The organism is Chloroflexus sp. (assembly GCF_034432675.1).
GTDB lineage: Bacteria > Chloroflexota > Chloroflexia > Chloroflexales > Chloroflexaceae > Chloroflexus.
Genome location: NZ_DAOUBI010000243.1, coordinates 1 through 16,305, shown reverse-complemented (window position 1 = coordinate 16,305; position 16,305 = coordinate 1). Strand labels below are relative to the sequence as shown.

Here is a 16,305-nt window from a genome sequence, read left to right as displayed (position 1 = left end):
TCCAGCACCGGCACTGCTTCTAATGTTGGTCTTCCGCGCAACAGCCACAGATTCGGCGCCAGGAGGATGGCGCTGGTCACAAAAGAAGCTCGGAGCGAGCGATTGCCGATTGCGCCCAGCGGTAACCCGCCCGCCAGTTGCCCCAGCGCGTCACTTTGCCCACCGAGCGAGAGCACCGTTGCCCGCACCCGTGAGTCGTTGATCTGCGCATTTTGCCAGGTGCTGAGCAGGGGGCCGATCAGCCCACGTGCTACACTGAAACCGAGAAAAGCGATCACCGCAATGCCAATGTGCGGCGCCAGCCCGTAGCTCAATAGCCCCGCAACCATTACAGCAGTAAAACTAACTCCAGCCGTTGCGGCTGGCGCTGATCGTTGGTGCGCAGGCAACGACGTAACATCTCGGTGGCAGCGATTGAGAACAACATCTCAATCATGCCGAGGGCTGTAAGCAGCATAATAGGTGCAAATTGCCTCTGTGCCTCTCATCACAATTCAAGCCAGCGACAAATGGTGTATTATAGAGGCAATTATCAGCTGCAAGCTACTTGAGAGCGCACGGTAATCGTGATATATTAGGCACAAGATTTGACATTTAGAGAATGAATTAGTATTACTCCATCGACATGCAGGATGCGTGGACGGCAGAAATGCCTGCTTGAGATTGAAAGGTGTCTCGTGTTGAGTCGGCTGTCCCATCCGGTAGCATCTGGCGATGTGAGTAATACCTAGAAAAGTCCTGCGTGTGGAAACGCCGTTGACGATTGTGGGTCATCTGGCCCCTGATCTCGACTGTCTAACCGCAATCTGGTTATTGATGCGGTTTGGCCATGCTAAAGATGCCGATTTGAAATTTGTGCCTGCCGGTCGCACCTGGCAGGATCAGCCGGTGGATTCTGATCCGCACGTCATTCATGTCGATACCGGTGGTGGCCGCTTCGATCACCACCATACCGCCGATCCGACGCTCAGTGCTGCGGAACTTGTCCGGCGGGCTGTTGCACCTGATGATGAGGCGCTCCGTCGTTTAGTCGATCAGGTGACCCGGATCGATCACGCTGATTACCGACCGGGAAATGTCTTTTTCAATATCACCGATCTGATTGCCGGTTATAATGCACTCTATCCCAACCGACCACATCACGTGGCGCAAGCGATGCTGGCTAATCTCGATGCCTGGTACGAGCATGAGGTGCGGCAGTTGCGATTCGAGCAGGCGTTTCAGCATCGCCTGGAGTTTGAAACGCCGTGGGGTTTGGGTATTGCCGTGCAAAGTGCGGATGGTGGCTCTTCCCGGCTGGCGTTTAGCTACGGTGCAGTGCTCTTTGCCTATCGTGACCGCCGTGGCTATATGGGAGTAACGGCTCAGCGTCGTTCGAGCGTTGATCTGAAACCGGTGTACGATACGCTGCGTCAGTGTGATAGCCAGGCTGACTGGTATCTGCATCCTAGTCACCGGTTGTTGTTGTGTGGTACGCCGAAATCGCCACCGCGCCACTTTTCGCAGCTTTCGCTTGAAGAGCTGGTAGAGATTATTCGCCGCCGCTGAGAAGCGCTCTCCAGCACGTGCTATCACCTTGCTATCCGGCTGGTCGGTAATGACCAGATGTGCTCCTAGCGGGGCGATGCCTGTGTCGTTCCCGTCTTCGCCAATCCTCAGCTTCAGCGCGTTGTATCCTCTCTGTCCAGACGGCCTGCCTGCGAGCAACGGGCAGGTCATTGCCGCTTGCCCATGCGTCGCAGGGATTATTGCCATCCAGACCACATTCACCATCAGGCGCGGGTGTGCATCCCGGCTTGTCTGTGGCGTAGCTGTGATGTGTGGAAAACCACGTTTTATGTCCGACAACGGTGCCTGCGCAAGGGTAAGTCTCTCCAGAGTATTGCCAAAGCGGGTATAATACAGAAGAGCTGTATCTAATGAACCACTGTGGGAGATGCCGTGCGCGATTTTACCTCGATTGATGATATTTTCAGCCGCCCGCGTGACGAAAACATCGAGCTGCTCAAGATGTGGGCAGGGACAACGCTGGCTTTTTCTATTGTGCAAACCGGCACATCAAACCTGCTGAGTAGCATGTTCTTCGTGAACCTGATTGTGGCGGCAGTGGTAGCCGGAGTGGCCTTCGTCCTGCACGAGCTGGCGCATAGAGTGGTGGCCCGTAGCTACGGCGCAGAGGCTCATTTCATTGCTAATGATCGATGGCTGCTCTTGTCTGTTGCGATCAGCTTTCTCGGCCTCTTTATTGCAGCGCCAGGCGCTGTCTGGCATCGTGGTCTGTTGACGATGCGCCAGAGTGGGATCATTGCGCTGGCCGGCCCGGTGACCAATCTAGTGTTGTCGGTGTTGTTTCTCTTGCTGCTCTTTCCGGTTGTGCTCTTGCGCCCACCATTTGTTGACCTGCTGGTAACGATCTGTTATGTCGGATTTCGCTTCAACGCCTGGATCGGTCTGTTCAACATGATCCCGGCTGGCCCGTTTGATGGGGCGAAGGTGCTGGCCTGGGACTGGCGGGTATTTGCGGTGACAGTAGCCGTAGGGATTGGTTTGAGCTTTCTACTCAGTGATAATCTGCTGTTTACGTTGCTACAAACCTTCGTTCGCCTGTTGTAAATTGTGGCTGAGGTTTTCATGCGTATTCCATTAATCGCCGGCAACTGGAAGATGTATAAAACGGTTGGCGAAGCGACAACGCTAATTCGCGATTTGCTGGCCGGTCTTGGTGAATTATCGGATCGCGAAGCTATCGTTTGTCCGCCCTTCACCGCACTCGCTGCCGTAGCAGCGCTGGTCGCCGATAGCCCGCTGGGGTTGGGGGCGCAGAATCTGTATCCCGAAGCGCAGGGTGCGTTTACCGGTGAGGTCTCGCCGCCAATGCTGGTTGATATTGGCTGTCGTTACGTCATTATTGGTCATAGCGAGCGCCGTCAGTATTTTGGTGAGAGTGATGCGTTCGTGAATCGAAAATTGCGTGCCGCCCTTGCCCATGGTCTTCGTCCAATCGTGTGTGTTGGCGAGAGTAAGCCCCAGCGTGACGCCGGGCAGGCCGAGCCGATTGTGACGGCACAGGTGTGTGCTGCCCTGCTTGAGGTGCCCCCTGCTCAAATGGCAAACGTGGTGATTGCTTACGAACCGATCTGGGCCATCGGTACTGGCGATACGGCAACTCCTGCGGATGCGCAGGCGATGCACGCAGCGATTCGGGCAACTCTGGCCGACTTGTACGGTTCAGAGATTGCCGCAATGGTACGCATCCAGTATGGTGGTAGTGTGAAGCCGGATAATATCGACGAATTGATGGCTCAGCCCGATATTGACGGTGCGCTGGTTGGTGGTGCTTCGTTACAGGCAGCCAGTTTTCTGCGGATCATTCATTATCAGTAGATGGAACCTGAACGTAGTTCAGCGCAACAGACGTGCAGGCGACGGTTACTGAAGCCGTCGCCATTTGCGCTTTCGGCTACCTCACACCCGTTGCTATCGATGTCCGTGCCATTTCGACTGCACCTTGCCTAACGTTGTGGGCGGGGTGCAGTTTTTGGTGTCTCCAGGGCTATAGCAGAGAAGAATCCATGCAAGAACTGTTGATTATTATTGCGCTGACGTTAGCTAATGGTTTATTCGCTGCAACCGAGCTGGCGGTGGTTTCAGCCCGGCGAGGTCGGCTTGAACAACGGGCCGAAGTGGGGAGTCGTGGGGCAGCGGTTGCTCTGCAATTGCAGGAAGACCCTGATCGCTTTCTGGCAGCCGTGCAAATCGGGATTACCCTGATTGGCACGCTCAACGGTGTCTTTGCCGGGGCAACTCTCACTAGCCAGATAGTGCCCTGGGTGGCAGATTATGAATGGCTGGCGCCTTATGCCGACCAGATAGCCCAGTTTCTGGTTGTGTTACTGGTGACCTATCTTTCACTGGTGTTGGGTGAACTGGTCCCTAAACGGATCGCTCTGCAAAGTGCGGAGTCCATCGCCACCCTTATGGCGCGGCCAATGTCACTGCTGGCCCGCATTAGTACGCCGATCATCACGTTATTGAGTGTTTCAACCCGGTTTGTTCTCATGATCCTGGGCAGAGCAAACGTCGCCGAAGAACGGGTGACTGAGGAGGATATTCGAGCGCTGGTGCGCGAAGGCACCGAAACTGGTGGGGTTGAACTGCAAGAACAGCAATTTATTGATCGGGTCTTCCGTTTCAGTGACCGGGCGGTGCGCCATATTATGACGCCACGCCACGAAGTCGAAATGGTCGCCGCTAACCGCACCCTCGGCGAAGTCATTGATGAGTTGCTGGCAAGCGGTTACTCGCGGTTTCCTGTCTACGAAGAGACACCCGATCAGATTGTAGGTATTGTCCATGTCCGCGATCTGCTTCTCCTCTACCGGAAACAGGGCGAACAGGCGCTGGTGCGTGAAGCTGTCTCGCCACCGCTGTATGTTCCGGAAAACAGTCGTGCCTCGGCGTTGTTGACGACGTTTCGCCGGAGTCGACGGCATATGGCGCTGGTGGTCGGTGAACTGGGCGGGATCGAAGGCGTTGTCACTTTAGAAGATGTGTTGGAAGAGATTGTTGGTGAAATTGATGATGAGTATGATGATGCAACGCCCCCACCGATTGTACGCCGCGAGGATGGCTCGTATCTGGTAGAGGGTTCGCTGCCGATTGATGAGGTGCGCACGCTGCTCGATGTTGACGAGCTGCCCGAAGAGGAGACGTATCGCTACGAAACACTGGCCGGTTTAGTGATCAGCTTGATCGGACAAATTCCCCGTGCCGGTGATGTTGTGCATTGGGGGGAATGGCGGTTTGAGGTCGTGGATATGGATGGCCTGCGCGTCGATAAGGTGTTGATCTCACGCGAGCCGGCTGCCACCTGAAGAGGCATCGTACCGTGTGCCGGTGATATTGTGTGTTGGGGGAATGGCGGTTTGCGGTCGTGGATATGGATGGTCTGCGCTTCGATAAGGGGTTGATCTCACGCGAGCTGGCTGCAACCTGAAGAGGTTTTGTACCGTGGGCCACTACCATCAGAGCATGGGGCGGGCTGCCAACCCGCCCCATGGACTGCTAGATTGGGTAGATGAACCTACCCCGGATCACCCTGATCCCCTGTCAGGTTGGGCTACTGTGCCCACAACGGCCAGCGATCCTGGGCCGTGTTTTGCGTCACTTGCTGCACGACGGCGCCATCGCTGACATTGAGAATGTAAATCTCGAAGTCACCGTCACGATCACTGGCAAACGCGAGCTGTTGGTTGTCAGGTGACCAGGTTGGCGAGTCGTCGGTTGCTGCGTTGTTGGTCAATCGGCGCACATTGCTCCCATCACTGTTCATCACGTAGATTTCCCAGTTCCCATCGCGGTCGCTGGCGAAGGCAATTGTCTTGCCGTCAGGGGAGATGCGAGCAAAGCGGTCGTTTGCCGCGTTGTTGCTCAGGTTGCGGACATTATTCAGATTGACGCTCGCAAAGAGGTCATCAATGTGATAGAACGCAATAGTAGCCTGATAGATCTCAAAGTTCCCCTCGCAATTCGCAACCCAGAACAGATAGCGACCATCGGGCGACCAGGTCGGGCTTTCAACATTACATGGCCGGTTGTAGCTGGTAATTGGACCGGCGTAACCGCGCAATGGTGACACATTCAGGCGACGAAGGTAGAGTTGTGGGATCCCCTGGCGCTCGGAGACAAACGCTAGCAGCATACCATCCGGCGACACCGAGGCGTTGTATTCGCTTCCTGGAATGTCTGAGAAGTCGTTATCCGGTGGCGGGAAGGTACCGTCAGCATTGCTGTAGCTGATCCGAACCACGCCGGCACCGGCTGCCTGCTCACCGGCATCGGCAGCAACGGCGTTGAGCAAATAGATCTGGCGATACTGAGGGCTATTCCGCCGTGAGTCAACCACTAAAAAGTGTTGGTTTTGGTCCCAGCTTCGCCGCCACGAGAAGGCCACGGTTTCACCATTGTTGAAGGTCAACCGTCGTCCACTGCCGTCAAAGGTGGCGCGGTAGAGTTCCCAGTGGCTGCCGGTGTCGATATTCGAGGCGTAGATCAGTGGGGTGGCCGGGTCGGGGGCAGCCCACGGTGTACCCAAATGTGGATAGCGCCACTGAAAGTAGTGCTGTCCGACATTCCCCATCTCGACCTGATAACCGGGCGGATTATCGGGGGTGTAGGTCAGGACCCGTCGCTCGAAGAGCTGTACCAGGACATCGCGCTCCGTATTACCAACAACGGCACGTGTCCAGTAGGGATCGGTAATCGGATAGCCCATCGCGAAGAGCCAGTCAACAATCGGCGCCGTAACGACGCGCCCATTCTCGACCACCCGGCCACGGGCGTTCATAAAGTCCCAGAAGACACGCGGAATATTATGGCCCGTCACGCTGTTATACTGCACAATCATCGTTTCGGACCGGGCAAGATCCTCGCGAATACTAATGTTGCCGCCGCGAGCGATCACAGCGGAGACGCGCTCGTTCAGTCGTGAAGGATCACGGTAGCCATTGTCAATCGTTGCGATACCGGCGAAATCGCGGTAGCCAGGGGCAACTGTGTTAGCAGCGCGCGGATTACCGGCAACCGGCACATCTGAAGGATCGCGATAGGTGGCATCGTAGGGAAAATCACCAAGCTGCATACGTCCGCTAACCAGCTCTTTCACCAGTAACCCATTCGTAACGATGCCTTCTTCAGGGCGATTGATCTCCATACGGGCTTTGTCAAAGTACTGAACAGTGCGAATCGTACCTGGGCTTTCCCGGTAAAACTCGCCATAATCGAACCACGGCCCTGGCCCCCAATACCAGGTGCGGCCACCACGCACGGCCTCGCTGTCGGTACGGCTCCAGATCGTCGCAAAGCGCGGGTCGGCAAAGCTGGTGCGACCGGAGAAGGGAGCGGCGGCGAGCGGGGCAACAGTGCTGAGCAGAAACGCACCGATCAGGGCGAGCATACTCCAAATCATTCCTGGCCGGTACATAATATCCTCCTTGGTTATTGCCTAATACACCTTATAGAAGATATGATAATCCCTGTAGTTTCCATAACATCTGATATTAAGCTCAAAATAGTGTGAAGATAAGATGAGGTTTTGTTGTAAAATGTTTAATCCGCTTAAACAATCATTCTTTGTGAAAAATTATACAGATTTTAAATGTGGATTTTTGTAAAAACAAAGTTAAAAATCTCAAAAGCATCGATTATGAGTAAATTTTTTGAGAGTCGGGTTGGCTAGACTAAACCCAGCTTTCCATTATTAAAAACGATACCATTGAGATAATATGAGATAATAATGGAAGACGGACAGTATCGGCAGGGTGGATAGAACTTGTGCTGGGATTTGGGTAATAGTTTCAACCTGAGTCTGGTACGAAGTACAGTACGTGCTACCGGTTAGCATAGCACGCGATTCAAGCCGAACCTTTCCGCCACCCTCGTTCGTTGCATCCTGCGTATGACAACGTGAACGGGCACATGGTATCGTCCGTAGGGACGAGTAGGGGCGGGTTCTGAACCCGCCCCTACCGAACCCGCCCCTACCGAACCCGCCCCTACCAAACCCGCTCCTACCAAACCCGCCCCTATCGAACCCGCTCCTACCGAACCTGCTCCTATCGAACCCGCTCCTACCGAACCCGCCCCTACCGAACCCGCCCATCTGCATTATGCAGGTGATGCCCATGGCAGGATTTGATATAACGCAACTTCTTATCGTATCAGGAAGCACCAGATCAGACCTTTGTGCGCCCCTCTCCCGCGAAGTGGGAAAGGGGCGAGGGGTGAGGGTTTCAGGGTTTCCCAGGCTTCATATCCTGTCTACGCCCCATGTTCTATCCGCCGTTAAACTCTCCAGGGGGCAGGATCGTCAGCGACTAACTACCGGCACATAGAGATAGATCTGTTCGACAATTACGGTGACGGTACCGCTGGCACTGTTCGTGCCATCAGAGATAGTGTAGTCAAACTGGTCGGTACCAACGAACCCTGATCGCGGGGTATACGTGATAGTTCGCGTTGTGTGCGTGGTAGTTCCGTTTTGAGCCGGACCGACACTGGTAATTTCAAGGTTATTGCCTTGGTCGTTGGCCAATACATTGAACGTGGAAGTTTGACCGGTTGAAGTTGTGAAGTTGTCAACTGTTGTCTGCGGTGTGCTGGCAGTCTGATTACCGTTGCGACAGGTGTTCAGATTATCCGTGCGCTGCAAATCCCATTCGTTATTGGCATCAGGCACCAGATAATCAAGGACCGGAAAACGGTGTTTGTGGCCGACACTTGACTCTTCCACGAGTTCGTAGTAGTAGGGATGGAAGCGATAGCGGCAAGTCTGAACCCAGTTCATGCTCTGACCATCATACTCACGAGGAAACCCTTGTATCAGGCCACCCATTTCAAAAGCCTCACTCCAGGACGTGCTTTGAACGGTTTCACTGGCAACACCGGCACTGAATTCCTCGCCAAAACCTGCTTGTAAATTGACGATGAGACCGGCCTCGATGTCAATTTCATAGCCAATGCGCGTCACGGTCGAGAGTTGTTCTCTCTGGAGCTGAGTCTCTTCTTGCGCGGTTGTCAGCGACCATTCCGTCTTCGCATTGCCACGGCCCACCAGGATACCGATGTTGTATTCACGTCCATCCCACAGGAGTCGACCACGGGTCTTCACCCATTGATAGATATCGTTGTTCGTGGTGTGATAGGGGTTGTAGAGTAACACCTCAAAGAAACCATCGTTGGGATCGGTGTCACGTAGATCGAGCGGATAGCGATCCGGCTCCAGATGATTGGGACCAAAGACCTGGACCTCTGCCAGTTTGAGCATGTCAGTTCCGGCCAGTTGCACACGAATGTAGCGACCCCGCACAGGTTGGTCATTTACATGCGTGAGGAACGTCGTCACAGGACCAATCGGGTCACCGGTTGTCAGACCTACACCTATGTCGGCCAGCGTGTAGTGAAAGACACCCGGCACACCAATCAGATTGGCAGGATCGGTATGACCACTCATGGTGCGAAAATCGTTATTAGAGACAAAGATGTGAAGATTGGTATGACGCCCAGGACTCCAGATTCGAATCTTATCAATAGTCTGCACTGAACCCAGATCAATCTGCCACCACGGATTGGCTTGCAGATTGGTTTGCGCAACCGTCCCACTGATAAAGCTGCCGGCAACAATCTGACTATCTACAGCCAGTGCAGCCACGCTCGCATTACTGGACTGGTCAGTGTAGGTGCCACGGAACAGCGCCAGACTGCTCCAATCACGGACAACCGGTACCCATTCCGTCTCGCTGTTATTGTTTCTGTCCCAGCTATCAAGCTCTTCGGCTGTGAGTGGCAAGCTGTTACTAAAGGGAATGTACTCGCAGAAGCGTACTGACGCATCAGTTACAGGTAGTGGATCGGTGCCATTGCTCATCTGATAGCTGTAGCACTTGTACTGAGCCGGTTCGTAGACAACAGCATCGCTACCCCACGAGTGACCCAATGTTTTGATCGTCGATGTGACGGTCTCCGTCGCACGAGTGTTGCTGGTCGCATACTCGCGAGCACCGGTTGCACGGGCCGAGGCGCTGAATCCGGTTACTTCTACACCTACCCCAACATATGCCGAAACGGTATGCGATCGCTCATACGTCAGGGAGTTTTCAACGCCAAACGATTGACTGACCGAGCGCCCAATTGATCCACCTTTTTCACTCTGATCGCCCTGAATGTTTTGCCAGAATGGTGGTACGAACCCTACGGCAGTAACGGTGTACTCGGTCACACTGGCACAGCTTCCCCCGGCTATGCCGCGCAACGAATTGTTATCCCAGTCACCCATCACGATCTGCGGATCGCTATTGAAGGCTGGATCGGAACGTCGCGATCCCTTTAATTGGAGACCGGTGGCCTGACCCTGACTGTTGAACCCTTGCTGAAGATAGATCATCTGGAACCCGAAGTTTGACGTTGAGTCGGTAAAGGCGGCTACCACGTCGTCCCGGTTATCTCGATCCAGATCATCAACGGCCAGCGCCAGGTAGCGCACCCAATTACGCCCGTTTTGATTATTCCACCAGTGGTCAGTTGTTGCCAGTTGTGGTGATGGTGTGTTCAGATTGATCAGCCGGATGGTCTTAATATTCAGACCGACGAAATTACCATCGCCGACGCCACTGCTGTTATAGCCCAGGACAATCTCCTGACGACGGTTACCGTTCCCGGCAGCGATACCGTCAATGTCGCCGGTTGCCATGACGAAGGTAGAGGCGTTGGCGTCTTCTACCCATTGCAGATTGCTTCTAGCCAACGCACCGGTTCTGGTATTGAAATCAAACGTATTCACGTGGAGGGTTGGACTAATCCCTGGAGTTTGGGTTTGGCTCGTACTATACGCCAGTATCACCGAGTCTTGGTTGTTACCATTGAGATCGGCCAACTCGATCTGGAGATCAATAGGGGTAGGAGAAAGCGCAGTGGTGATGAACGCTCGTGTCCGCAGCCGAAAGCTCAGGTTTGCACCACTGCCCTGGTTATAGGTGGGGTCGTATTCCAGGTAGACAAGCTGCACATAGTTGGTATTTTCCTGGCGAAACGCCACGACGATGTCCAGGTAACCGTCGTTATCCAGGTTCCCTACTGCTACGTCGATCAGTGTCGCTTGATTGCGATTCTCGGCATTTGATGACCAGGCAGCCACTTCATTCAGCGTGCCGTTGGCTGCTCCTTCCCGGATACTGACTCTCAATGCATTATTGCCACGAGCGGCCATAACTATTTGCTGGCTGCCGTTATCTCTGCCCAGCACATCACCAGCAGCCATTGTGCGCTCGATATAGTTGGTTTCAGTAGCAACGGTGGTGACAACCCAACCGTGTCCATCGCTCCAACTCCAGTCCGTACCATCGTTCCAGCCGTTGCCATTGCCGTGAACGACAAACTGGGTACGCCCGATAGCATCAGTAAAACCCTGCACAAACTCCACTTTACCATCACCATTGAGATCGGCAGCAGTGGCAGCCAGCCAGGAGATGTTGTAGCGATACTGGGCATCATTGGCGAAAAGACCTTCTTCGATAAGCTGGATATTTCCCGGTTGCTGAGGCTCGCCGAGGTTGTTGAGAGAGGCATTTAGCCCATTGCTGGTTCCGCGAAAATCGGGACTTCCCTTAAAACTGACAAAGATCTCGCGTTCTTTCCCCAGTTCCACCACTCGGCCAAACGGACTATCACTGCACGAAAGTGGTGTTCCTTGCGGTGATTGCGCGGCAGCTCCTGGGATGAGCAGGAGCAGGATGGTAATACCTATGAGAGTGCTTGCCAGAATGATCATGATATTTGGACGGGAGACTGCAAGTTGTTGGCATTTCATGGAATACCTCCTGTGTTAGGGTGTTGTGGTAGTGGATGTAGATCAATCACGATTGCTTCCACTTTCGCCATCGCTTTCCATGCGGGTCAGGAGAAAATGGAAGGAGGCTTCTGGAGAAGTGAAGTGCCATTCCGCTGCGGTCTGGACACATTGAATGCTGATTTGCCAGGGTTCGTTGTGGTTGCTACGCCACAGACGTAACAGATAGGACTGATACCCAAACCGCACTTTGGAAACATGAATCATTGGGAAGCTCCCTGCAAGACAATAATCCGATTCCACTCCGCCAGACTCCACCAGTGCCATCATCATGCAGAAGTACCGTTAACGGATCGTTAGCGCTCTTCCAAACGGACGTGTGGCCTGATATAATGTCGCTATGAAACGCCTCTCCATCTCTCTACTTGGCTCAATGCAGGTCAGGCTTGATGACCAGGAAGTGACGGCTTTTCGTTCGGTGAAAAATCGAGCCTTACTGGCCTACCTGTCTGTAGAAGCTCATCACCCTCATGACCGCTCCGTCCTGGCCGGTATGTTTTGGCCAGATCATCCCGAAACGGCGGCCCGCCTTAATCTGCGTCAAGCGCTCTTCGCCTTGCGTAAACTGCTGAATGTTGATGGCACTGAGTATATTCAGGTCGACTCAGGCACTGTTCGCTTCAACGCACGTGCTGATGTCTGGATCGATGTCGTCGCATTGACCGACCTGCTCGCAGTTTGCGAGCGCCATCCGCACGCTGATCGTGCCGATTGCCCGATCTGTGTGATGCATCTGGCCGAGGCCGTAGCGCTCTACCGCGGAGATTTTCTCGGCGAGGTGTTCGTTGGTGACAGTTTTGCCGTTGAAGAGTGGATTCTGCTTAAGCGGGAGTGGTTACGTCATCAGGTTCTGAACGCCCTAGACGATCTGACCTCATTTTATCTGCGCCAGGCAGCGTATGACCAAGCATATCGCTACGCATGGCGTCAGATAGAACTGGATCCGTTGAATGAAAATGCGCATCGCCAGGTAATGTTAGCCCAGGCGCTGGCAGGTCATCGCAGTGCCGCCTTGAGCCAATATGAGCATTGTCGTCAGGTTCTGGCTCAGGACTTAGGTGTCGAACCGGCGATTGAAACGGTGCTTCTGGCCGAGTCAATTCGCAGCGGTGACCTCAAACCGTCTGGTTTGACAGGGGAAGCAAGGGAAAACACTGATTTCAGCTCCCCAATCAGGCATAATCTGCCGGTGGTACAAACCCGATTGATCGGTCGTCAACTTGAACTAGAGCATCTGCGGCAGTGGTTATTGGATCCTGACGAGCGACTGATTGTACTCGTTGGCGAGGGTGGGGTGGGGAAGTCGCGGCTGGCCCTTGCTGCAGCACGGATGGTCATGCAACATTTTCGTGATGGGGTCTGGTTTGTTCCTCTGGTTGGGATTGGAACAGATGCAAGGGTGGTTGAAACCGATACGCTACGCGAATTGCTGGCCACAACCATTGCAGGGAGCATCGGTTTCACATTGCAGGGGAAGACTGACCCATGCACGCAATTGTTAAACTACCTGTCAGAGCGCGAAATATTGATCTGGCTCGATAACTTTGAGCACTTGTTACCGACAACCGAGCTGTTATGGGCAATCGTCCAGTCGGCACCACGAGTGACTATACTAGTGACTTCGCGTGAGCGGCTCCATTTTCAATCTGAACGTATACTCCAGCTAACAGGTTTACCGGTTCCGGCAGCGGATGCATCAGATAGCGATACATTTGATAGTGTAAAACTGTTCGTAGCGCGTGCGTGCCGGGTTTGGCCGGCATTTACGCTCAATGAAGTAAACCTTGCTGCGATTGTTCAGATTTGTCGTCTGCTTGAAGGATTACCGTTGGCGATTGAACTGGCAGCTTCGTGGGTAGAGCAATTCACACCGATGGAGATTGCTGCTGCTATTGCCACAAACGTCGATATGCTTGCCACTACTTTCCAGGATTTTCCCGAACGTCATCGCAGTGTGCGTACAACGTTTATCTATTCCTGGCGTCTACTTTCGCCCGGTGAGCAGACGACATTAGCGCAGCTTGCTGTCTTTCAGGGCACGTGGAGTCGCGAGGCGGCGTTAAGGGTGACGCAGGCTTCGCTTGCGGATCTGGTTGCTCTGGTTCACAAATCGCTGGTGCAAGTCGTAGCCCCAGGTCGCTATACACTGCACACGCTGGTGCGCCATCTGGCTGCTGAACAGGTAGCAGCGATGCCCGCTATCGAGCGAGTAGCCCGTGATCGTCATTGCGCGTATTACAGCGATCTATTGGCAGCTCACGAAACACATTTGTGCGGCGATCATCAGGCCATCGCACTATTAACACTGGATGCCGAACGTCCAAACATCCAGGTCGCCTGGGAGTGGGCAATTCGGACTTCCAGACGGGATGATTTGGCCCAGGCGGCACGCAGCCTTCATCTCTTCTACAAGTATCGCAATTACTTTCAAGAAGGTAAAGAACTCTTCGCCAAAGCACTCGATAGCTCACACCAGTGGCCTGATACATCAGCATGGCAAAATCTGCGGGGACGGTTACTGGTCTGTCTGGGAGATTTTGCGTTACATTTGGGGCAATATGCAGAAGCAGATCGTCTGCTTGAACAGAGCCTGACATTGTTGCACGATGTTCCAGATGGAACAAGAGAGACGGCGTTAGACATTGCTCACGCAATGGCGTACCTGGGTCTGGTGAAAGAACGGCAGGGCGATTATACAGTGGCCAAAATAATGTGTCAGGCAAGTCTTGATCGTTACCGGTTGCTCAACGATCGATCTGGCATGACAACGGCACTTCGTTCTATCGCCAGTGTCGCCGAAGGTCTGGCTCAGTATTCAGAGGCAGAAGGTCTGCTTCACGAGAGTCTGGCACTCTCGCAGGAGATTGGCAATCGGCGTGAGTCAGCACTCACCCTCAACCTGCTCGGCATCGTGACCGAAATGCAGCAACGGTATACTGAAGCATGTCACTATTACCGGCAAAGTCTGCAACTCTTCTCCGAGATCGGTGAACGCTGGGGAATGCACTTGCCCTTGGGAAACCTCGGTGATGTTGCATTCACCCTCGGCAACTATCAGGATGCTAAAAGCTACTATTGCTCTGCATTAAAGCTGTTGCGGACAAGCTGGGCAGTTCCGTACATGCTTATTCAGATTTATCGTGTTGCTGCGGTACTAGCCGCGGAAGATCGGGCTGAACAGGCTGTCGAACTTTTACAATTACCGCTACACCACCCGGCTCTCGATCAGGCATTTCGCGAGCGGGCTGAAGCCCTTAATGCCAGCCTGACGGCAATGCTACCCCCAGATCGTCTGGCTGCGGCTAAGGTGCGTGGTCGCGGTCGATCTCTCGCACAGGTGGTGACGGCCATCGCCGACCTTGTGCCATCCTTCGCTCACCAGGAGCCCTATTGAAAGCTCCATGTTTGTGGTATGCTTGAGCGAGGCGCTGCCGTTCATACTGCTACGTAGTGTTGCAAGGGTTCTCCAATTGGTCAGAATATCGTCACACCGTCCCTTCACGCAGCCCTTGCTGGCGCAAATATTCATCCACCCAGCCCACCTTGTTGGCAGGCAGTGCGATGTCGGGATTAGCACGATAATCGATCAGATCAGCATACGCGCCGTGGTCGTAACAGCGATCAAAGACTGCCTGAAGGTCTAGCACAACATCGGGGTCTGGTGGGCGCAGGGGGATCGCAATCCGGGGCAAACGCTGGCGGATTGTGCGTAAGTAAACCTCAAACCGGTCACGATGTCCGGCCCGACTGACACAGACCACATAGTGCCAGGGCCGAAACGGGGTCAGATAGGGTAGCGGAACAGCGACGGTATGCATCTCCTGGCGAAGCAAGTCGATCTCCACGAGATGCGTATCACTGGCGAGGACTTCAGCTTGCTTGCGTTGGTACACATCGTGCCCTTCACCGGCGGTCTTGTTTGCCGGACTGAGTATTTCGATGACGGTAACCACCTGCCCACCCTGAGCAAGGTCAATAAGCTCGATAAACGGCTCGCGGATAGGTTCTGCCGGCGCAATAATTACCAGCGGGGTGTCGGCTACCAGCACCGCAGTTCCGCCACTCGTTGTCGGGATTGACATCGGCTGTCGTTGAGTCACGGTCACGTCCGGGTACGCCGACCGTTGGGGTGGAATGACGTACAGCCGTTCCCCGATACGGGCGTGGTAGCGCGGGCGAAGCTGGAGCTGGAGGGTGTCCCTGATGTACGTAATCACGCTTTGATGTACGTCAGGCCAGAGGTCTGGCCGTTCCAGATAGGGGTCTATACCGGGAAATGGGCCTGGCATCCAGATGCCTCCTCTCCTGCTACTTGGTGTGTTACGAGGATGATACCATGAAAGAAGGTAGCAGGGCTGAAAAAGCGCGTGTGGTTTGGTCATTGGACGAAACATAACAGGCGAAAGTAAAGCGGTATATCTAATCTGAAGCTCTTAATATTTCAAGAATCTCTTTGCAGTACCCTTTTGCAATCTGCTTCTCGTACTCGTATAGCGTCTGATCGCGGTTATGAGCAAGAGGCGTTCTTATTTTGGTAAGCATTTGTGCACGCTGATCCCAATAGTTTTTATCTTTGCCAAAAATTGGTCTGAACACATCCCATTCAGCAAAGATAATGTCAAACAAATCTCTAGGGTATGTGAAGTCGAGCAGATTCTGAGAGGCTCTACTACCGAGGTTCTTGACCTCTTTTTGTTGTGCTTCTCAACATCTATCAAACATTGCTTTAAGAGAAGCCTTTGCTTTGTTGCAAATATTAATTAAAAGTGGTAACAATGGCTTCTGTACCCGCGAGCAAGCCGTTCTGGCAACGTTACGCGCAGCGCCTATCACCTGAGCCAAACGGCGCTGCCACGTTCTGCGCATCCGAACCGTCCGCATCATGGCACCGTGCCCCAGGTGGC

The 16,305-nt window shown here is 53.8% G+C and carries 10 protein-coding genes and 1 pseudogene; 5 read left to right on the top strand and 6 right to left on the bottom strand.

Going from position 1 to position 16,305, the window contains the following annotated elements; genetic code table 11:
- A pseudogene (locus tag VAE55_RS18320) lies at window positions 1–314 on the bottom strand (MFS transporter); the annotation flags it as partial.
- A 14-nt stretch (window positions 315–328) separates the two neighbouring features.
- On the bottom strand, window positions 329–457 hold the full coding sequence (locus VAE55_RS18315; protein WP_322817159.1) for a hypothetical protein: 129 nt from the start codon (window positions 455–457) through the stop codon (window positions 329–331).
- Window positions 458–744: 287 nt separating this feature from the next.
- Between VAE55_RS18315 and VAE55_RS18310 the strand changes: the two genes are divergently transcribed.
- The 4 genes from VAE55_RS18310 (at window position 745) to VAE55_RS18295 (ending at window position 4,874) form a co-directional block, all read left to right on the top strand.
- Complete coding sequence (locus VAE55_RS18310; protein WP_322817158.1) at window positions 745–1,548, top strand: hypothetical protein; 804 nt, start codon at window positions 745–747, stop codon at window positions 1,546–1,548.
- Window positions 1,549–1,929: 381 nt separating this feature from the next.
- Entirely contained in the window at window positions 1,930–2,613 is a 684-nt protein-coding gene (locus tag VAE55_RS18305) for a peptidase M50 (RefSeq protein ID WP_322817157.1), read from the top strand.
- Window positions 2,614–2,631: 18 nt separating this feature from the next.
- Window positions 2,632–3,384, top strand: coding sequence for a triose-phosphate isomerase (gene tpiA, locus VAE55_RS18300; protein WP_322817156.1), 753 nt, complete (start codon window positions 2,632–2,634; stop codon window positions 3,382–3,384).
- A gap of 188 nt (window positions 3,385–3,572) precedes the next feature.
- Window positions 3,573–4,874: a hemolysin family protein gene (locus tag VAE55_RS18295; protein WP_322817155.1), complete on the top strand. Its 1,302-nt coding sequence runs from the start codon at window positions 3,573–3,575 to the stop codon at window positions 4,872–4,874.
- Window positions 4,875–5,119: 245 nt separating this feature from the next.
- Here VAE55_RS18295 and VAE55_RS18290 read toward each other — a convergent pair whose 3' ends face one another.
- From VAE55_RS18290 to VAE55_RS18280, 3 genes are all read right to left on the bottom strand, one after another.
- Window positions 5,120–6,982 carry a hypothetical protein gene (locus tag VAE55_RS18290; RefSeq protein WP_322817154.1) on the bottom strand — a complete coding sequence of 621 codons (1,863 nt, stop codon included), beginning with the start codon at window positions 6,980–6,982 and terminating at the stop codon, window positions 5,120–5,122.
- An 885-nt stretch (window positions 6,983–7,867) separates the two neighbouring features.
- Window positions 7,868–11,362, bottom strand: a complete 3,495-nt coding sequence (locus VAE55_RS18285) for an Ig-like domain-containing protein (protein WP_322817153.1) — start codon at window positions 11,360–11,362, stop codon at window positions 7,868–7,870.
- 42 nt (window positions 11,363–11,404) lie between these two features.
- Entirely contained in the window at window positions 11,405–11,608 is a 204-nt protein-coding gene (locus VAE55_RS18280) for a hypothetical protein (RefSeq protein ID WP_322817152.1), read from the bottom strand.
- 133 nt (window positions 11,609–11,741) lie between these two features.
- Between VAE55_RS18280 and VAE55_RS18275 the strand changes: the two genes are divergently transcribed.
- Window positions 11,742–14,795, top strand: coding sequence for an AfsR/SARP family transcriptional regulator (locus VAE55_RS18275; protein WP_322817151.1), 3,054 nt, complete (start codon window positions 11,742–11,744; stop codon window positions 14,793–14,795).
- 91 nt (window positions 14,796–14,886) lie between these two features.
- On the opposite strand, the gene VAE55_RS18270 is transcribed toward VAE55_RS18275, so the two are convergent.
- The gene (locus VAE55_RS18270) at window positions 14,887–15,690 is read right to left on the bottom strand and encodes a DUF4058 family protein (protein ID WP_322817150.1); all 804 of its coding nucleotides are present in this window, start codon (window positions 15,688–15,690) and stop codon (window positions 14,887–14,889) included.
- Window positions 15,691–16,305 lie beyond the last annotated feature (615 nt).